The organism is Cupriavidus pauculus (genome assembly GCF_008693385.1).
GTDB lineage: Bacteria > Pseudomonadota > Gammaproteobacteria > Burkholderiales > Burkholderiaceae > Cupriavidus > Cupriavidus pauculus_D.
Genome location: NZ_CP044065.1, coordinates 989,821 through 1,008,306, shown reverse-complemented (window position 1 = coordinate 1,008,306; position 18,486 = coordinate 989,821). Strand labels below are relative to the sequence as shown.

The following is an 18,486-nucleotide window of genomic DNA, read 5'->3' as shown; positions in this document are numbered from 1 at the left end:
CGCCTGATGGCGTAACGCCCCGCCAACAAAAAAAGCCTCGCTCGCGCGAGGCTTTTTTTGTCGTTTCCCTTATGTGGTTTCCTTATCCGGCGTCCGCAGGTCTTCCAGAAACTTGATCACCGTCGCCTCCTCCCGCGTACGCGTGAACGGCGGCAGGCTCTGCCAGATCTGGCGCCCATAGGGCTTCTCCACGAGCCGCATATCGCAGATGGCCAGCACGCCGCGATCGGACTCCGAGCGGATCAGCCGGCCCGCGCCCTGCTTGAGCGTGATGACCGCATGCGGGAGCTGGTGCACGGCGAACGGGCTCAGCCCCTTCTTCTGCAGCACCTCCATGCGCGCGGCCAGCACGGGATCGTCGGGCGGCGCGAACGGCAGCTTGTCGATGATGACCAGCGACAGCGCCTCGCCCCGGACATCGACGCCCTCCCAGAAGCTCTGGCTGCCGACCAGCACCGCGTTGCCGAGTTCGCGGAAGCGATCGAGCAGTTCGGTGCGGCTGGCCTGGCCCTGCACGAGCAGCGGCAACTCGAGCCCCCGTTCCGCGAAGGCGTCGTACAGCATATCGGACGCCTTCTGCACCGCGCGCAGCGTGGTGCAGAGCAGGAAGGTCCGGCCACCCGCGGCCTCGATCAGCGGCAGCGCGCGTTCCACCACGGCTTCCGTAAAATTCGGCGCCTGCGGCTGGGGCATGTCGCGCGGCACATAGAGCAGGCCCTGCGACGCGTAGTCGAACGGGCTCGGCAACGTCAGGGAACGGTCCTTGTCGAGCCCGAGCTGGGCGGCGTAATGCGCGAAATTGCCCTTGACGGACAGGGTGGCGGACGTGAACACCCACGCGCGCGGCTGCCCTTCGCGCTGCCGCGTGAAGATCGGGGCGATCGAGAGCGGCGTGCGGTGGAGCTGGACCGATTGGGAGAAGACTTCGACCCAGCGGACGGTTTCCGGACCCAGTGCCTTGGGCGGGTCCGTGGCGGCGGGCGGGGTGGCGGGCGGGGTGGCGGACGGGGTGCGCTCGCCAGCGCCGTCCTCGGCAGCCTCGGCCCCCTCCGCCGTCGCGGTTTGCGGGGCCGGCGCGGAGACCGCATCGCGGCGCCACGCCGTCAGCCGTTGCGACAGTTCCACCGCGCGGCGATGGCATTGCTCGAGCGATTCGGCCCGCTCGGCCTGGCTTGCCAGCGCCTCCACAAAATCGTCGAGCGCCGTTTCCACGGCATCGAGCGTCTCGAAGAACGGCTCGCGCATGCGCGGATCGGATTCGATCTGCCCGACGGCCAGCCGCATGTTGTCGCGACCGAAGACGAGCCGCAGATCGCGCGTGGCGCGCTCCAGCGGCGCGCCAAGGCCGACCCAGTCCACCGCGTCACGCGCGTGCGACAGGCCTTCCGCCACGGTATCGCGCGCGATCTCGAGCAGCTGGCTCGTGGAGAGCGTATCGCCGAAGAACAGCGTCGCGGTCTCGGGCAGCTGATGCGCCTCGTCGAAGATCACGGTATTGGCGGCCGGCAGCAGCTCGGCCATGCCCGTATCGCGCAGCACCACATCCGCGAAGAACAGGTGATGGTTCACGACCACCACGTCCGCCTGCTGCGCCTCCTTGCGCGCGCGCATGACGAAGCATTCCTTGTAGTTCGGGCATTCGCTGCCGAGGCAGTTGTCGCGCGTGGACGTGACAAGCTGCCAGACCGGGGCGTTCTCGGGCACCGCGGCCAGTTCGGCCTTGTCGCCCGACGCGGTCGTCTTGGCGAACTTCGCGATATCGCGCAGCCATGCGGCATCCTGCTTCGATGCGAGCCGGCCATTGGCCTGCGCGCGTTCGAGGTGGTAGTGGCAGACGTAGTTCGCGCGCCCCTTGAGCAGCGACACCGAAATCGGCACGTTCAGCGCGTGCCGCACCGTGGGAATGTCGCGCAGGAACAGCTGGTCCTGCAGGTTCTTCGTCCCGGTGGACAGAATCACCTTGCCGCCCCACAGCATCGCTGGAACGAGGTAGGCAAAGGTCTTGCCGGTCCCCGTGCCCGCCTCGACGATCACGGTGTCGTGCTGCGAGATCGCGCCCGCGACGGCTTCGGCCATCTGCTTTTGCGAGGCGCGCGGACGGTAACCGGGAATCGCGCTCGCGAGCGTGCCCGTGTCCGCGAAGATCTTGCCGAGTTGCTCGGCCTGCGTGGCCAGCTGGGCCGCGGAGGCCGCGCGCAGCTCGGAGGCAAGATCAGGGGCAACATCGACAGCGTCGACGCCGACGGTCGGGTCGCCGCCCTCTTCGGGCGGCGTGGCGGAAAGGTCTGACACTATCGGGATGGGGATGGGATCGGTATCGATATCTGGGTGGCCGTGCCGGTCATGCCGGCACATCGGGTTCGAGCTGGAGTTGCAGCAGCGTGATCGCGTCCTTGAGCTTCAGGCGCCGTTTCTTGAGGCGGCGCAACTGCAGTTCGTCGTGCTGCGCATCGGCGGACAGACGGTCGATCAGGAAATCGAGGTCACGATGCTCGATCTGGAGTTCGATGATCTGCCGCGCGACCGTATTGAGGTTGTCGTCCATATACCTATCGTCCGGCGTTACCGCCGGCGCGCCTCCGTTCCCCGTTAGAAGCCAAACGGGCTCGGCGTGCTGCCCCCGTTGTTCTGCTTCTGCTTCGCGCGCTCGCGGCGCTCGTCGAGGTCCTTCTGCCGGTCGGCGGCCTGCCGCTGCTTGTCTTCGAACGCCTTGACGCTCTCCTGCCGCTGGCGTGCCTGCTCGGCGCCCTTCTGCTGGGCCTCTTTCACGCGTGCGTCGAAATCGGCCTGCTTCTGCTGGAACGCCTGGGCGTTGGCCGCGCGCGCCGGCGCATCGGCCCCGCGCTGCGCATCGCGCAGCTGCTGCTCTTCCTGCTTGCGGTCGAAGGCGGCGCGGCTCGCTGCCTCGTTGGCCGCGCGGCCCGGCTGGCCGGCTTCGAACTCGGCCCGGCGGATCGCCTGATCGCGATCGCGCGTGGCGGCCCGGTATGCGCGCTCCGCGTCGCCCACCTCGAGTTCGCGCTTGCGCAGCACGTGCAGTTCGGCGCGCTGGACGTCCGATGCCTTCTCGATGCAGCTGTTGACCAGAAACTTGTTGTAACACTCGCGCTCGGCCAATGCGAACCGGTAGTTGGTCCATGCGCGCGCATCGCCGATGGCCTTGCGCTCGCCCTCGAAGTCCCGCTTCGTGGCGGCATCGGCCGCCTGCGGCACCGACGCCTGCGCGCGCGCGGCGGACAGCGGCGCCAACGCCGCTGCAAGCAGCAGGCCTGACGCCAGCAAGGGACGGAGCATGGGGAGCATACGGCCGGCAACGGCAGCCATTCGGGTGGTCACGATCATGGTCGCGATTCTAGCATCCGCCCCCGCTTCGCCACCTCGCCACGAACAACGATGCAAAAGCACGCCTTACGTCACTGGAACGTCGCCGCGCTTGTGGCAAAATGCCCCGCTTTCGACTGACTGTTTTCCCGATGTCCAACCTGCCTGCTTCCGTCACGCAAAAGATTGTTTCGCTGATTGCGACCGAACTGTCCGTGCAGCCCCGCCAGGTGGCCGCGGCCGTGGACCTGCTGGACGAGGGCGCGACCGTGCCCTTTATCGCGCGCTACCGAAAGGAAGTCACCGGCAATCTGGACGACACGCAGCTGCGTAACCTCGAAGAGCGCCTGCTGTATCTGCGCGACATGGAAGACCGCCGCGCGACGATCCTGGCCTCCATCGAGGAACAGGGCAAGCTGACCGACGAGCTGCGCGCCGCCATCGAGGCCGCCGACACCAAGCAGACGCTCGAGGATCTGTACCTGCCCTACAAGCCGAAGCGCCGCACGCGCGCGCAGATCGCCCGCGAATGCGGCCTGGAGCCGCTGGCGCAGGCACTGCTGGCCGATCCGACGCTCGATCCGCAGGCGGAGGCCGCGAAGTTCGTCAACGGGAATCCGACCGCCGATGGCGGCGTGCCCGACGTCAAGGCCGCGCTGGACGGCGCGCGCGACATCCTGTCGGAACAGTTCGGCGAGACCGCGGAACTGCTCGGCAAGCTGCGCGAGCATCTGTGGAACAACGGCGTGGTGACCTCTTCCGTGATGGAAGGCAAGGAAACCGCCGAAGAAGAAAAATTCCGCGACTACTACCAGTACAGCGAAACGATCCGCACGGTGCCCTCGCACCGCGCGCTGGCGCTGTTCCGTGGCCGCAACGCGGGCGTGCTGATGGTCAAGCTGGGCCTGGGCGAGGAACAGGACGCGATGGTGCCGCACCCGTGCGAAGGCATGATCGCGCGCCACGTCGGCATCCAGAACCTGAACCGCCCGGCCGACAAGTGGCTCGGCGACGTGTGCCGCTGGTGCTGGCGCGTCAAGGTGCAGCCGCACCTCGAGACCGAACTGCTGACGCAACTGCGCGAAACCGCCGAGGGCGAGGCCATCAAGGTGTTCGGCCGCAACCTGCATGAACTGCTGCTGGCCGCGCCCGCGGGCCCCAAGGCCGTGATGGGCGTGGACCCGGGCATCCGCACGGGCTGCAAGATCGCCGTGGTCGATGCCACGGGCAAGCTGCTGGAAACCGCGACGATCTACCCGCACGAGCCGCGCCGCGACTGGAACGGCTCGCTGGCCACGCTCGCGCGCATGGCCAAGCAGCATGGCGTGGCGCTGGTGTCCATCGGCAACGGCACGGCCAGCCGCGAGACCGACAAGCTCGTGCAGGACCTCATGCGCAATATGCCCGACCTCAAGCTGACCAAGATCGTGGTGAGCGAGGCCGGCGCTTCCGTGTACTCGGCGTCCGAGCTCGCGGCGAAGGAATTCCCGGACCTCGACGTGTCGCTGCGCGGCGCCGTGTCGATCGCGCGCCGCCTGCAGGATCCGCTGGCCGAGCTCGTGAAGATCGATCCGAAGTCCATCGGCGTGGGCCAGTACCAGCACGACGTGAACCAGCGCGAACTCGCGCGCGCGCTCGATGCGGTGGTCGAGGATTGCGTGAACGCGGTGGGCGTGGATGTGAACACCGCTTCCGCACCGCTGCTCGCGCGCGTGTCGGGCCTGAACACCGTGCTCGCGCGCAATATCGTCGAGTTCCGCGATGCCAATGGCGCGTTCTCCAACCGCGAGGCGCTCAAGAAGGTGCCGCGCCTCGGCGACAAGACGTTCGAGCAGGCGGCGGGCTTCCTGCGCGTGAACACGGGCGACAATCCGCTGGACCGTTCGTCGGTGCACCCGGAAGCCTATCCGGTGGTGCAGCGGATTCTGGAACACATCAAGAAGGGCCTGTCCGACGTGATGGGCAACCGCGAGGCACTGCGCGGCCTGTCCGCGCAGCAGTTCACCGACGAGACGTTCGGCCTGCCGACCGTGCGCGACATCATCGGCGAACTCGAAAAGCCGGGCCGCGACCCGCGCCCCGAGTTCAAGACCGCGACGTTCCAGGACGGTGTCGAGGACGTCAAGGACCTGCAGCCGGGCATGGTGCTCGAAGGCGTGGTCACGAACGTGGCCGCGTTCGGCGCGTTCGTCGATATCGGCGTGCACCAGGACGGGCTGGTCCATATCTCGGCGCTGTCGACGAAGTTCGTCAAGGACGCGCACGAGGTGGTCAAGGCCGGTCAGATCGTCAAGGTCAAGGTGATGGAAGTGGACGTCAAGCGGAACCGGATCGGTCTGACGATGCGGCTCGACGACGAGCCGGGGCAGGCGGCACCGCGCACCGGGGGCGGCGATCGTGGCGATCGCGGTGACCGGGGCGGTCAGCGCAGTGGCGGCGGCAGGAATTTCGGTGGCGGAGCGCGCCGCGAGCCGGAACCGGCTGGCGCGATGGCGGCGGCGTTCGCCAAGCTGAAGCGGTAATCCGGCTGGCCCCTCTCCCGCGGGAGAGGGGCGAGTCCCCTCAGATCTCTACCTTCGTCCCCAGTTCCACCACACGGTTCGCGGGAATCGAGAAGAAATCGGACGGCTTCGCGCCGTTCTGATGCATCCACGCGAACAAGCTTTCGCGCCACATCGACATGCCGGGCAGCTTCGACGGAATGACCGATTCGCGCGCGATGAAGAACGACGTCTCCATCAGCTCGAACTCCATGTTCAGCTTGCGCTGCGCAAGGTCGAGCACGCGCTGCACGTCCGGCGTTTCCTTGAAGCCGTACTCGGACTTCAGGATGAACACCCCACCCCCGAGGTCCTTGCACGTCAGCCGGTGATCGTCGTCCACGAACGGGATATCCCGCGTGACGAAGCTCAGGAACACCACGCGTTCGTGCAGCACGCGGTTGTGCTTGAGGTTGTGCAGCAGCGATACCGGCACCGACTCCGTATTGCCGGTCAGGAACACCGCGGTGCCCTCCACGCGATGCGGCGGATGCGCCAGCAGGCCCGCGATAAACGGCTCGAGCGGAATGCCGTCCTCGAGGCTGCGCGCGCGCAGCAGCTTGCGGCCGCTATGCCAGGTCATGAGCAGGAAGAACGCGGCACTGCCCATCAGCAGCGGGAACCAGCCGCCTTCCGCCACCTTGAGCAGGTTGGCGGAGAAGAACGTGAGATCGACGAGCAGGAAGCCCGCGCTCAGCAGCGTGACGAATATCGGATTCCACTTCCACACGCTGCGCATCACGAAGCCCGCGAGGAACGTCGTGATCAGCATCGTCGTGGTCACGGCGATACCGTACGCGGCGGCGAGGTTTTCCGACTTCTTGAACGAGATGACCACCGCCACCACGAGCACCAGCAGGATCCAGTTGATCACCGGCAGGTAGATCTGGCCCATTTCCGCGGCCGAGGTGTAGCGAATGCGCATGCGCGGCACGAAGCCGAGCTGGATTGCCTGGCTCGTCAGCGAGAATGCCCCGGAGATCACGGCCTGCGAGGCAATGACCGTCGCGCAGGTGGCCAGCAGCACCATCGGCAGCAGCAGCGGGCCCGGCACCATCAGGTAGAACGGGTTGCTGGCCGCTTCCGGATGCAGCAGCAACATGGCGCCCTGCCCGAAATAGTTGAGCATCAGCGACGGCATCACGAGGATGAACCAGCCGATGCGAATGGGCTGCGCGCCGAAGTGGCCCATGTCGATGTACAGCGCTTCCGCGCCCGTCAGCACGAGGAACACCGCGCCGAGCACGATAAACGCCTGCAGCGAGTGCTCGAGCAGGAAGTTCACGCCGTACCAGGGATTGATCGCCTTGAAGATCTCGGGCGACTGCATCACGTTGTAGATGCCGAGCAGGCCCAGCGTGACGAACCACACGATCATGATCGGGCCGAACAGCTTGCCGACGGCGGCGGTGCCGTGCCGCTGGATCAGGAACAGCGCGATGAGGATGATCAGCGTGATGGGTATCACGAAGTGCGACAGCTGCGGCGCGGCGACCTCGAGGCCCTCCACCGCCGACAGCACCGAGATGGCCGGTGTGATGACCGCATCCCCGTAGAACATGCACGCCCCGAAGATGGCCAGCATCATCAGCAGGCGCGCCTTGCGCGAGCGTGGCGCGGCGGTCCGCAGCACGAGGGCCATGAGCGCGAGCACGCCGCCCTCGCCGTTGTTGTCGGCCCGCATCACGAATACGACGTACTTGAGCGAGACCACGATGATCATGGCCCAGAACAGCATCGAGATCACGCCGAGCACGGCGTCGGGGCTGAAGGGAATGCCGTGTTCCTGGCTGAAGCACTCCTTGAGGGCGTACAGCGGGCTGGTGCCGATGTCACCGAACACCACGCCGATGGCACCGAGGACGAGCGTGCGGGTGCTCGGACTTTCGACGAAGTAATGACTGGTTGCGGATTGGGTGGTCATGGTCAGGGTGTGATGGACCGGTCAGCGCCTCCTGCCCGCCATCGCCGGGACCTGAGGTCTCGGCGGCGCATGTGCGGGTTCTCTCTCACGCAAACGGCTCCGGTCCGTCGGGCTTATCGCCTTCTTTGATGTGGATGTCTATTGCATTGCACAATTGCGCGCCATTCTAGAGGAAGTGCACCGTTACGACCACTGTCGGCACGACGTCGGGCAAGGGAGTGGCGCGGTCGACGCATCAAGCATGGTGGTCCGCGCATGGGAGGTCAAGCCCGAAGGTGGGCGGCGCCACCGATAGCGCCAGCGACTTCGCATCCCGTTGGTGGCGTTGTGCCAGCACGACAGCCAGGGTCCACCTCCCGCATTGTGACGGTACGGTTACGTTGGTGCGAATATCGGCCATGCGGGGTCAGACGCCGAGCAACCGATCGAGTACGGCGGGGCTCGCAACGAGGTCGGCCGAGGCGCCGGCCGCCACGACCTGCCCTTTCTCGAGCACGACCACGCGGTCGGCATGGTCGAGCACCGCGCGATAGTTGCGGTCCACGACCACGGCCGCGATGCCGGACGCGCGCACGGTGGCGATCACGCGCCAGATCTCGCACACGATTTTCGGGGCGAGGCCTTCGGTCGCTTCGTCGAGCACGAGGCAATCGGGATTGGTCATGAGCGCGCGGCCGATCGACAGCATCTGCTGCTCGCCGCCCGACAGTTGCTGGCCGCCGTGGGACAGCCGCTCGGCCAGGCGCGGAAACAGGTCGAGCACGCGCGCCTCGTCCCAGTCGCGGCGGCCGCCCGTGCCCGCGCGCGCGGCCATGATCAGGTTCTCGCGCACGCTCAGGTTCGGAAAGATCCCACGGCCCTCGGGCACGTAGGCGATACCGAGCCGGGCCACCTCGTGCGGCTGGCCGCGCGACAGGTCGCGCCCGGCCACACGGATCGTGCCCTCGCGCTGGCGCACGTGGCCGAGCAGCGTCCGCAGCAGGGTGCTCTTGCCCATGCCGTTTCTGCCCAGCAGCCCGACGGTCTCGCCCGCGCCGACGCGAAAGTCGATGCCGCGCAGCACGTGGCTGGACCCGTACCAGGCGTGGATGCCCGTGGCGGCGATGATGTCCGCCGGGGTTCCGTCGGATGTTGCCTCCGATGGCGGCGTGGCGCGCAGGCTCGTGTCCGTCGTCATGCCGCGTCCTCGCGGGCCGGCGCGTCGTCCATCTCGCCCGAATCCCCCATCCCGTCCATCTCCCCGAGATACGCGAGCTGAACCTCGCGATTCGCGCGGATATCGGCCGGCTCCCCCGAGGCGATCACCGCGCCGTTGACCATGACCGTGATGCGGTCGGCCACCGCGAACACGGCCTCCATATCGTGCTCCACGAGCACGATCGCATGCCCGTCGCGCAGCCCGCGCAACAGTTCGAGCATGCGCGACGACTCCTCGGCGCCCATGCCCGCGAGCGGCTCGTCCAGCAGCAGCGCCACGGGCTGCGTCGCCAGGCACATGGCCACCTCGAGCTGGCGCTTCTGCCCGTGCGCGAGCTCGCTGGCGATGCGGTCCGCATGGACGGCGAGGCCCGCGCGCTCGAGCGCCTCGTCGGCCAGCGCGCGGCTCGTTCGGCAAGCGTTCGCGGGCTCCCACAGACGCCACGCCCGTTGCGCGCGCGATTGCGCGGCCAGCCGGCAGTTCTCGCGCACCGTCAGCGGCAGGAAGATATTGTTGCGCTGGTAGCTGCGGCCGATGCCGCTGCGCGCGAGCCGCGGCTGATCCCAGCCCGTCACGTCCTCGCCCTGCAGATACAGCCGCCCCGACGATGCGGGCAGCTCGCCCGACAACATGTTGATGAGCGTCGATTTGCCGGCGCCGTTGGTGCCGATGACCGCATGGATCTCGTGCAGGCCCACGCTGAGGTCCACCTCGTTGACGGCCAGCAGGCCGCCGAACCGGCGCGTGAGCCGCTCGGCCTGCAGGATGGGCGCCACCAGCGGGTCCATCATGTGGCCTCCCGTTCCTGCTTGTTGCCGTGCTCGTTCGGCTGCGCGGCAGCACGCTGCGGTCCCCGCTGCCGCAATACCGCCGGCACGCTCACGAGCCCCCGCGGCAGCAGCGCCACCGCGACGATGATGAAGCCGCCCATCAGCAACTGCCAATGCCTGGTCAGCGTGCCGAACCACTCGGCCAGCAGCACGAACGAGAACGCCCCGAGCACCGCGCCGGCAAGGCTGCCGACGCCGCCCAGAATCACCATCAGCATCGCGTTGCCCGACTGATGCCACGACGCGATCTCCGGATTCACGAAGCCGAACTGGATCGCATAGAGAAAGCCGGCCAGCCCCGCGAACATCCCGCCCGCCACGAACGCGCCAAGCTGGTAGCGATAGGTCGCATAGCCCGCCGCCCGCATCCGCTGCTCGTTATGCCGGATGCCGACCAGTGCATGGCCGAAGCGCGAACGCAGCAGCATCGACAGCAATGCCACCGTGACAGCCAGCGCGGCGAGCACGAACCAGTAGAACACCGCGGGATCGTTGATCGATATCGGCCGCTCGCTGAGCAGCCCGAACTCGGGACGGAAATAGATATAGGTCCCATCGCTGCCGCCCGCGATCTTCGTGTCGTGGAACACGAAGTACACCATCTGCGCGAAGGCCAGCGTCACCATGATGAAGTACACGCCGCGCGTGCGCAGCACCAGCGCGCCCACGGCGATCGCAAGCGTGGCCGAGGCCCCGAGCGCGCCGAGCAGCAGCACCCACCCGTTGCCCGCCTCGCCCTGCGGCGACAGCATGGCCGTCGCATAGGCCGCCACCGCGAAATACGCCGCGTGGCCCAGGCTCACGAGTCCCGTATAGCCGATGAGGAGCTGCAGCGAGAGCGCGAAGATCGCCATGATCATCACCTTGCTGAGCAGCTCGATATAGAAGCGGTGACTGTCCGCGGTCAGCACGAACGGCGCGGCGCCGAGCAGCGCGAAGGCGACGAGCCACCCCAGCGTGTGCAGCCACGCGCGACGATGCGAATGCGGGGAGGTCGGGATGGACATGGCCGTCACCCCGCGCGAAACAGGCCCTGCGGCTTCCACAGCAGGATCACGGCCATCAGCAGGTAGATCAGCACGCCCGCCGCGTCCTGCCAGAACACCTTGCCGAACGTATCGACGAAGCCGAGCAGCAGCGACGCGACCAGCGCGCCCTTGACCGAGCCGATGCCGCCGATGACGACCACCACGAAGCAGACGATCAGCACCTGCCCGCCCATGCCCGGATATACGGAGGACACCGGCGCCGCGATCATGCCCGCGAGCACGGCCAGCGCCACGCCGAGCGCGAACACGAGCCGGTACAGCAGCGTGACATTGATGCCGAGCGACTGCACCATCTCGCGGTTGGCCGCGCCCGCGCGAATCGTCATGCCGAGCCGCGTGTGCCGGAGCACGTAGTACATGCCGCCCGCGACCAGCAGGCAGACCGCCGAGATAAACAGCCGGTAGACCGGATAGGTCATGTCGTTGCCGATCGGCAGCGCGCCGTCGAGCAGCGCGGGCACGGGCACGCCATGCACGTCGTCGCCGACGAGCATGCTCCGCAGTTCCTCGAACACGAGAATCAGCCCGTACGTCATCAGCACCTGCTGCAGATGGTCGCGCTGGTACAGGTAGCTGAAAAACAGCCACTCGAGCAGATAGCCGAACACGATCGCGAGCACGATGCCGAGCGGCAGCGCCACGAACAGGCTGCCGGTGAGGCTGGCGAGCGTGAACGCCAGATAGGCACCGAGCATGTAGAAGCTGCCATGGGCGAGGTTGATCACGCCCATGATCCCGAAGATCAGCGTCAGCCCGCTCGCCACGAGAAACAGCAGCAGGCCGTACTGCACGCTGTTCAGGCACTGAATCAGAAACGAAACGACATCCATACCGCCAGCTTCCATCGATTACAGCCGGCAGCCGCGCGCGGGATCCGCGAGCGCGCGCACCGCCACGCCGCTGACCTTGTTCTCGCGCCCGTCGACCTTGCGCAGATAGAAGTCCTGCACCGGATTGTGCGCCTTCGACAGCGTGAATGCACCGCGCGGGCTGTCCACGCGCGCGGCCTCCATCGCCTTGTAGACCTCCGCCTTGCGCGTCATGTCGCCCTTGACCGCGCCGGCGCCGGCCGCGAGCAGCTGCGCGGCATCGTAGCCCTGCACCGCATACACGTCCGGCTGCAGCTTGTACGCCTTGGCATACTCGAGCCGGAACGCCTTGTCGCGCGCGTTGGCCAGGCCATCGCCATAATGCAGCGTGGTCTCCAGCCCCTGCGCGGCGGCGCCCTGCGCCTCCAGCGTGCCGTCGGTCAGGAAGCCCGACGCGAACAGCGGAATCTTGTCCTTGAGGCCGGCCGCGGCCCAGTCCTTCACGAACTTCACCGCGCCGCCACCGGCGAAGAACACGAACACGGCATCGGGCTTGAGCGAGGCGATCTCGGTAATCTGCGCCTGGAACTCGACGTTCGGGAATGGCAGGCTCAGTTCCTTGACGACCTTGCCCCCCTTGGCCTCGAAGGCTTCCTTGAATCCCTTGACCGATTGTTCGCCGGCCGCGTACTTCCACGTGAGCGTGACCACGCGCTTGAGCCCGCGCGAGGCCACCACCTGTCCCATCGCATAGCCGGGCTGCCAGTTGGAGAACGACGAGCGGAAGATATTGGGAGCGCAGAGCGGGCCCGTCGCTTCATCGACACCCGCGTTGGGGATGATCAGCAGCGTGTTGTTTTCCCTGGCCACCTTGACGATGCCCATCTGCACGCCCGAGTGGACCGTGCCCACCACCACATCGACCTGGTCGCGCTTGACCAGCTTGGACGCGTTTTCGGGCGCCTTGGCCGGATCCGATTCGTCGTCCACCTTGAAGTATTCGACCTCCCGTCCCCCCAGCCTGCCGCCCTGCTCCTGCACATACAGGCGGAAACCGTTCTCGATGGCCGTGCCGAGCGCCGCATAGGTCCCCGTATAAGGCAGCATGAAGCCGACCTTGACCTTGCCGGCCGGCGCCTGCGCGTGGCTGGCCACGGGGGCCCACGCCAGCGCGGCCGCAAGGGCGAGCGCCGGGAATGGCAGCGAGCGACGATGCATCGGTTTCCTCCTGTCGGTCTGGTCTTGCTCTGGGTCTCGGGCCGGGAATCAGCTGTGCGTCGTGATGAAGGCGACCGCCGCCTCGGTCAACGGCTCCGGCTGGTCGCGGTGGGGCGAATGTCCACAGCGCGCGAGTTTAAGCAGCGATGCGCGCTGGGCATATCGATGGATACCCTCGATCTGGGCCATCGTGCCGTACGCGTCGTCCTCGCCCTGCACCGCCAGCACCGGGCAGGCGATGGCCGGCAGCAGCGGGTGCAGGTCCCATTGCCGGAACGCGGGATCGAGCCAGATATCGTTCCAGCCCCAGAACGCCGAATCGACATCGGCATGATGGCGCGCCAGCCGCTCGCGCAGGTCGGTGTGCAGATACGCGTCGCGCGTGGCCGCGATGTTCCGCACCGAGCAGTCCTCGACCAGGATATGCGGCGCGAGCACGATCAGGCCGGCCACCGCGTCGGGGAAACTGGCGGCATGGATCAGCGCGATGGAACCGCCGTCGCTGTGCCCGAACAGCCAGGGCGCGCCATGGCGGCGGCCGGGGCCGATCTCCAGCGCCTCGAACAGCGCGGGCAATGCCTCACGCGCCTGCCGGTGCATGAAATCCACGCCCCATTTCTCGTCATGCGGCCGCGGCGTGGACCGGCCATAACCGTAGCGCGACAGCACGAGGCCGCGCAGGTCGCCCGCCTCGCACAGCTGGCGCGGATAGTCGCGCCACATGCTGATCGATCCGAGCCCCTCGTGCAGAAAAACCACGAGCGGACGGTCCGTGCGGTCCGCGCGCAGCCATGCGACCTCGATATCGATCTGCCGATCGTCGAACGGAATCCGGACAGCCGCCGTCATCGGGCAACGCGCGCGGCCTCGCGCTGGCGCAGGCGGAACCGCTGGATCTTTCCCGTGGCCGTTTTCGGCAGTTCGTCCACACATTCGATCTGGCGCGGATACTTGTAGGGCGCCAGCCGCGACTTCACGAAAGCCTGCAATTCGGCCGCCATGCCGTCATGCCACGCCACGCCGGGCCGCAGCACCACGAACGCCTTCGGCTTGACCAGCTGGTCGGCGTCCGTCACGCCGATCACGGCCGCCTCGAGCACCGACGGATGCTGCGCGAGCGCGGCCTCCACCTCGAATGGCGACACATAGATACCGCCGACCTTGAGCATATCGTCGCTGCGCCCCGCATAAGTGAAATAACCGTCCTCGTCGCGCACATACTTGTCGCCGCTGCGCGTCCATGCGCCGACGAACACCTCGCGGTTGCGCTCGCGGTCGCTATCGTTATGGCACCAGTACATCAGCGCGGCCGATGGCCCCTTGATATAGAGATCGCCGATCTCGCCCGCCGCGCACGGCGCGCCCTGCTCGTCGAGCAGCTTGAGTTCGTAGCCGGGTACTGGCTTGCCCGTGGTGCCGTAGCGCACGTCGCCGGGCCGGTTGGACAGGAAAATATGGAGCATCTCCGTGGAGCCGATGCCGTCGAGGATATCGCAGCCGAAGTGCGCAAGGAACCGGTCGCCGATATCGCGCGGCAGCGCCTCGCCCGCCGACGTGCACACGCGCATCGCCACGTCGGCACGCTCAGGCAGGTCGGCGGCCGCGAGCATGCCCGCGAACAGCGTTGGCACGCCGCAGAACACGGTGGGCCGATGGGTCGTCAGGCGGCGGAACACGGCCTGCGGCGTGGGCCGTTCGGCCATCAGCACCGTGGTGGCGCCCACCGACAACGGGAACGTCAGTGCATTGCCGAGCCCGTACGCAAAGAACAGCTTGGCGGCCGAGAAGACGACGTCGTCCTCGCGCAGGCCGAGCACCTGCCGCGCGTAGAGGTCGGCCGTATGGAACAGATTGCCGTGGCTATGGACCGTGCCCTTGGGACGGCCCGTGGAACCGGACGAGTAGAGCCAGAACGCCATATCGCCGGGCGCCGTCGGCGCCACGATGGGATCCACATCGCCCCGCTGCGCCGCGATCATCGCGCCGACCGTCTGCGGCGCATGCCCGGCGTCGTCGGGGTTCGCGACGATGAGGTCCGGCGGCACCGCCTGCCCAAGCTTGCCGAATGCCGCGCGCATGCACGGCAACAGGCAGCCCGACACCACGACCGCGCGCGCGCCGCTGTGCTCGAGCATATAGACGTAGTCGTCGGCGGTCAGCAGGGTATTGACCGCGACGGGCACCACGCCGGCCAGCAGGCAACCGAGAAAGACCGTGGGGAAATCGATCGTATCGAGCACGCACAGCAGCACGCGCTCCTCGCGCCGGTAGCCCGCGCGGCGCAGCGCCGCCGCGAAGGCGCGGCAGCGCGCGTCGAGTTCCCCGAACGTGACGGCCCCCTGATCGTCCAGGTAGGCGATCTTGCCGCCCCGGCCCGCGGCAAGGTTGCGGGACAGCAGATCGTGGGCGGCGTTGTAGCGCGGCGGCAATGCAACGAGCGGTTCGGAAACGACTGGGGGCGTCATGTCTCCACTCCTGTTGTCTTCTTGTCCCGACAGCCATGGCCGCCGACGTCGATGCATTTTATTTCACACAGAGTATTATGCAAGGAAGGGTATGCACTATATGGCAGTCTCCTACCCCACCAAATGTCTACCCACGACCCTGATGGCCGAGCCTTATAATGCGGCCAGATGTGACCGACACACCATCGACACACACCCTCACGCATGCGCCGCGATCCACAGTCGAATCCCGATGACCGTCCCGGCCGCCCTGCTGCAGCACCAGCAGCCGCAGCCGACACCCCTGCTACGCCTGACGCCACGCCTGCGCCGCGCGACCCCTATCTGACGCAACTCGGCGAGCGTATCCGATCGCTGCGCGCGGCGCGCGGCATGTCGCGCAAGGACCTCGCACGCGGCGCCGATGTTTCCGAACGCTACCTCGCCAATCTCGAGACCGGTACCGGCAACGCCTCCGTGCTGCTGCTGCGCGAGGTCGCGCGCGCGCTGGACGTGCCGCTGCCCGTGGTGCTGGCCGAGGTGGACCTGCGCGCCGATATGCCAACCGGCGGGCCAGGTGCCGACGGCTCGGCACCCTCGTCGGTCGCGCCACAACCGGCACAGATGCCGCAATCGGGACAACCCGCCCCACCTCCGAATCAACGCGCGACCGAGTTTTCCCAGCTCGTGCAATGGCTTGCCCAACTGCCCGCCCACGATCTCGCACGCGTCCGCGAGGCCGCGCGCCAGGCGCTCTCCCCCACGGCGTCGCCAGCCGCGCGCCATCGCCGGATTGCGCTGATCGGCCTGCGCGGCGCGGGCAAATCGACGCTGGGCCGCGCGCTGGCAAGCGCCGAGAACATGCCGTTCGTCGAACTCAATACGGCGATCGAGCGCGAAGCGGGCGCAAGCCTCTCCGAGATTCATTCGCTGTATGGCCAGGCGGCCTACCGGCGCTACGAGATGCGCGCGCTCGAGCGCGTGCTGCGCGAGCACGAGACCATGGTGCTCGCCACGCCGGGAAGCCTCGTCTCGGAGCCCGCCACCTTCAATCTTCTGCTCTCGCACTGCTTCACGGTCTGGGTCCGCACCTCGCCCGAGGAACATATGGCGCGCGTGGTGGCGCAGGGCGACATGCGGCCCATGGAAGGCAACCGCGAGGCCATGACCGACCTGCGGCGCATTCTCCAGGCACGCTCGCCGCTTTATGCGCGCGCGGATCTGGCGATCGACACCAGCGGGCAGGACGCCGGCACGTCGTTGCGCGCGCTGCGCGAGCGGCTGCGGGAACCGCTCTGACCCCTGTTGTTCCGCGGTGAGTTCCGGGCTTGCGTCGCCTGAATCCATGCACTATATTTCATCGAAATATGCGAAGCACTATAGTGCACGAAGGAGACGCGCCCCATGTCCATGCCGGCCCTCGCCCCCCTTGTCCCACTGGTCCCCCCGGCCCCCCTTCTCCAGGCGTCGTCGGGGGATGACCTCGTCCTGTTCGACCGCCACCCGGACCACTACCGCCACTGGCGGCTAGCGTTCGACGGCCCGGTCGCCACGCTGACCATGGACGTGGACGAGAACGGCGGCCTGCGCCCCGGCTACGCGCTCAAGCTGAACTCCTACGACCTCGGGGTCGATATCGAACTGCACGACGCACTGCAACGCATTCGCTTCGAGCATCCCGAGATCCGCAGCGTGATCATCGCCAGCGCGCGCGACCGCGTATTCTGCTCCGGCGCGAACATCTTCATGCTCGGCAAGTCGAGCCACGCGTGGAAAGTCAACTTCTGCAAGTTCACGAACGAGACGCGCAACGGCATCGAGGACAGCAGCCGGCATTCGGGGCTCAAGTTCATTGCCGCGTGCAGCGGCACCACGGCCGGCGGCGGCTATGAACTCGCACTGGCCTGCGACGAGATCGTGCTCGTCGATGACCGCTCGTCGGCCGTCAGCCTGCCCGAGGTGCCGCTGCTCGGCGTGCTGCCCGGCACGGGTGGCCTGACGCGCATGACCGACAAGCGCCATGTGCGGCGCGATCATGCCGACATTTTCTGCCTGACGACGGAAGGCGTGCGGGGCCAGCGCGCGTGCGACTGGAAGCTCGTGGATGCAGTGGTCAAACCCGCGCGCTTCGCCGAACACGTTCAGGCGCGCGCGCATGCGCTCGCCATGCAGAGCGACCGCCCGGACGGGATTGCTACGGGTATCGCGCTCGTCCCGCTCTCGCGCACGATCCGCGCCGATGGCTATGACTACGAGACGGTGTCGGTCACGCTCGACCGTGCCGCCCGCCGCGCCACGCTGACCGTCCGCGCGCCCGACGCCGCCCCGCCGGCCGATCTCGACGGCATCGTCGCGGCCGGCGCGCGGTGGTGGCCGCTGAAGATGGCGCGCGAGCTCGACGATGCCATCCTGATGCTCCGCACGAATCATCTCGATATCGGCATCTGGGTCCTGCGTACCGAAGGCGATGCCGCGCATGTGCTTGCCGCCGATGCCACGCTCGACGCGCACGCCGGCCACTGGTTCGTACGCGAGACCGTCGGCATGCTGCGCCGGACGCTCGCGCGCCTCGATGTGTCTTCGCGCAGCCTGATCGCGCTGATCGAACCCGGCTCCTGCTTCGCGGGCACGTTGCTCGAGCTCGCGCTGGCGGCCGACCGCAGCTACATGCTCGACGCCACCGATGCGGCCCCCACCGATGCCGATGCGATCGGACGCCCCGCCCCGCGGCTGTCGCTGCATGCCGCCAACTTCGGGCGCTACCCGATGTCGAACGGCCTGCCGCGCCTCGTGGCCCGCTTCTACGGCGAGGCGGACCCGATCGATGCCGCCCGCGCGCGTATCGGCACGCCGATCGATGCGCGCGAGGCCGAAGCGCTCGGGCTCGTCACGATGGCGCCCGACGATATCGACTGGGACGACGAGATCCGCCTCGCGCTGGAAGAGCGCGCAAGCCTCTCGCCCGATGCGCTGACGGGCCTCGAGGCCAACCTGCGCTTTGGCCCGCGCGAGACGATGGAGACGCGCATCTTCGGCCGCCTCTCCGCATGGCAGAACTGGATCTTCAACCGGCCCAACGCGGTCGGCGAGTACGGTGCGCTCAAGGTGTTCGGCACCGGCAACAAGGCCCGCTTCGACCGGGACCGGGTATAA

General features: G+C 67.6%; 14 protein-coding genes. 3 read left to right on the top strand and 11 right to left on the bottom strand.

Annotated features, from left to right (window positions below):
* Nucleotides 1-69 precede the first annotated feature (69 nt).
* The 3 genes from FOB72_RS04655 to FOB72_RS04645 are packed head-to-tail and all read right to left on the bottom strand — an operon-like array spanning nucleotide 70 to nucleotide 3,294.
* Nucleotides 70-2,292: an ATP-dependent DNA helicase gene (locus FOB72_RS04655; protein ID WP_191002193.1), complete on the bottom strand. Its 2,223-nt coding sequence runs from the start codon at nucleotides 2,290-2,292 to the stop codon at nucleotides 70-72.
* A 49-nt stretch (nucleotides 2,293-2,341) separates the two neighbouring features.
* Nucleotides 2,342-2,545, bottom strand: coding sequence for a DUF465 domain-containing protein (locus FOB72_RS04650; protein ID WP_150371450.1), 204 nt, complete (start codon nucleotides 2,543-2,545; stop codon nucleotides 2,342-2,344).
* Nucleotides 2,546-2,589: 44 nt separating this feature from the next.
* Nucleotides 2,590-3,294 carry a hypothetical protein gene (locus tag FOB72_RS04645; protein WP_223851411.1) on the bottom strand — a complete coding sequence of 235 codons (705 nt, stop codon included), beginning with the start codon at nucleotides 3,292-3,294 and terminating at the stop codon, nucleotides 2,590-2,592.
* 179 nt (nucleotides 3,295-3,473) lie between these two features.
* On the opposite strand from FOB72_RS04645, the gene FOB72_RS04640 reads away from it, so the two are divergent.
* Entirely contained in the window at nucleotides 3,474-5,843 is a 2,370-nt protein-coding gene (locus tag FOB72_RS04640; protein WP_150371448.1) for a Tex family protein, read from the top strand.
* A gap of 40 nt (nucleotides 5,844-5,883) precedes the next feature.
* Here the strand turns inward: FOB72_RS04640 and FOB72_RS04635 are convergent, their stop codons facing one another.
* The 8 genes from FOB72_RS04635 to FOB72_RS04600 form a co-directional block, all read right to left on the bottom strand.
* The gene (locus FOB72_RS04635) at nucleotides 5,884-7,785 is read right to left on the bottom strand and encodes a potassium transporter Kup (RefSeq protein WP_150371447.1); all 1,902 of its coding nucleotides are present in this window, start codon (nucleotides 7,783-7,785) and stop codon (nucleotides 5,884-5,886) included.
* Between the two features lie 406 nt (nucleotides 7,786-8,191).
* Nucleotides 8,192-8,962, bottom strand: a complete 771-nt coding sequence (locus FOB72_RS04630; protein ID WP_150371446.1) for an ABC transporter ATP-binding protein — start codon at nucleotides 8,960-8,962, stop codon at nucleotides 8,192-8,194.
* Nucleotides 8,959-9,774 carry an ABC transporter ATP-binding protein gene (locus FOB72_RS04625; RefSeq protein WP_223851410.1) on the bottom strand — a complete coding sequence of 272 codons (816 nt, stop codon included), beginning with the start codon at nucleotides 9,772-9,774 and terminating at the stop codon, nucleotides 8,959-8,961. The genes FOB72_RS04630 and FOB72_RS04625 overlap by 4 nt, the downstream gene beginning before the upstream one ends.
* A complete protein-coding gene (locus FOB72_RS04620; protein ID WP_191002192.1) occupies nucleotides 9,771-10,820 on the bottom strand; it encodes a branched-chain amino acid ABC transporter permease in 1,050 nt (349 codons plus the stop codon). The genes FOB72_RS04625 and FOB72_RS04620 overlap by 4 nt, the downstream gene beginning before the upstream one ends.
* A 5-nt stretch (nucleotides 10,821-10,825) precedes the next feature.
* Nucleotides 10,826-11,692 (bottom strand): branched-chain amino acid ABC transporter permease, encoded by an 867-nt coding sequence (locus tag FOB72_RS04615; RefSeq protein WP_150371444.1) that lies wholly within the window; start codon nucleotides 11,690-11,692, stop codon nucleotides 10,826-10,828.
* Nucleotides 11,693-11,710: 18 nt separating this feature from the next.
* Complete coding sequence (locus tag FOB72_RS04610; RefSeq protein WP_150371443.1) at nucleotides 11,711-12,889, bottom strand: ABC transporter substrate-binding protein; 1,179 nt, start codon at nucleotides 12,887-12,889, stop codon at nucleotides 11,711-11,713.
* A 48-nt stretch (nucleotides 12,890-12,937) separates the two neighbouring features.
* The gene (locus FOB72_RS04605) at nucleotides 12,938-13,738 is read right to left on the bottom strand and encodes an alpha/beta fold hydrolase (protein ID WP_150371442.1); all 801 of its coding nucleotides are present in this window, start codon (nucleotides 13,736-13,738) and stop codon (nucleotides 12,938-12,940) included.
* Nucleotides 13,735-15,354 carry a benzoate-CoA ligase family protein gene (locus tag FOB72_RS04600; RefSeq protein WP_150371441.1) on the bottom strand — a complete coding sequence of 540 codons (1,620 nt, stop codon included), beginning with the start codon at nucleotides 15,352-15,354 and terminating at the stop codon, nucleotides 13,735-13,737. Before FOB72_RS04600 ends, FOB72_RS04605 begins: the two co-directional genes overlap by 4 nt.
* Before the next feature lie 204 nt (nucleotides 15,355-15,558).
* On the opposite strand from FOB72_RS04600, the gene FOB72_RS04595 reads away from it, so the two are divergent.
* Both FOB72_RS04595 and boxC read left to right on the top strand, forming a co-directional pair.
* A complete protein-coding gene (locus FOB72_RS04595) occupies nucleotides 15,559-16,632 on the top strand; it encodes a helix-turn-helix transcriptional regulator (RefSeq protein ID WP_150371440.1) in 1,074 nt (357 codons plus the stop codon).
* Nucleotides 16,633-16,743: 111 nt separating this feature from the next.
* Nucleotides 16,744-18,486: a 2,3-epoxybenzoyl-CoA dihydrolase gene (gene boxC, locus FOB72_RS04590; protein ID WP_411859822.1), complete on the top strand. Its 1,743-nt coding sequence runs from the start codon at nucleotides 16,744-16,746 to the stop codon at nucleotides 18,484-18,486.

Bases quoted from the DNA above. Each gene is read 5' to 3' on its own strand.
- FOB72_RS04615 (WP_150371444.1), bottom strand. From the start codon at position 11,692: ATGGATGTCGTTTCGTTTCTGATTCAGTGCCTGAACAGCGTGCAGTAC.
- FOB72_RS04635 (WP_150371447.1), bottom strand. From the start codon at position 7,785: ATGACCACCCAATCCGCAACCAGTCATTACTTCGTCGAAAGTCCGAGC.
- FOB72_RS04610 (WP_150371443.1), bottom strand. From the start codon at position 12,889: ATGCATCGTCGCTCGCTGCCATTCCCGGCGCTCGCCCTTGCGGCCGCG.
- FOB72_RS04640 (WP_150371448.1), top strand. From the start codon at position 3,474: ATGTCCAACCTGCCTGCTTCCGTCACGCAAAAGATTGTTTCGCTGATT.
- FOB72_RS04645 (WP_223851411.1), bottom strand. From the start codon at position 3,294: ATGCTCCGTCCCTTGCTGGCGTCAGGCCTGCTGCTTGCAGCGGCGTTG.
- FOB72_RS04630 (WP_150371446.1), bottom strand. From the start codon at position 8,962: ATGACGACGGACACGAGCCTGCGCGCCACGCCGCCATCGGAGGCAACA.
- FOB72_RS04600 (WP_150371441.1), bottom strand. From the start codon at position 15,354: ATGACGCCCCCAGTCGTTTCCGAACCGCTCGTTGCATTGCCGCCGCGC.
- FOB72_RS04650 (WP_150371450.1), bottom strand. From the start codon at position 2,545: ATGGACGACAACCTCAATACGGTCGCGCGGCAGATCATCGAACTCCAG.
- FOB72_RS04595 (WP_150371440.1), top strand. From the start codon at position 15,559: ATGCGCCGCGATCCACAGTCGAATCCCGATGACCGTCCCGGCCGCCCT.
- FOB72_RS04620 (WP_191002192.1), bottom strand. From the start codon at position 10,820: ATGTCCATCCCGACCTCCCCGCATTCGCATCGTCGCGCGTGGCTGCAC.
- FOB72_RS04605 (WP_150371442.1), bottom strand. From the start codon at position 13,738: ATGACGGCGGCTGTCCGGATTCCGTTCGACGATCGGCAGATCGATATC.
- FOB72_RS04625 (WP_223851410.1), bottom strand. From the start codon at position 9,774: ATGATGGACCCGCTGGTGGCGCCCATCCTGCAGGCCGAGCGGCTCACG.
- boxC (WP_411859822.1), top strand. From the start codon at position 16,744: ATGCCGGCCCTCGCCCCCCTTGTCCCACTGGTCCCCCCGGCCCCCCTT.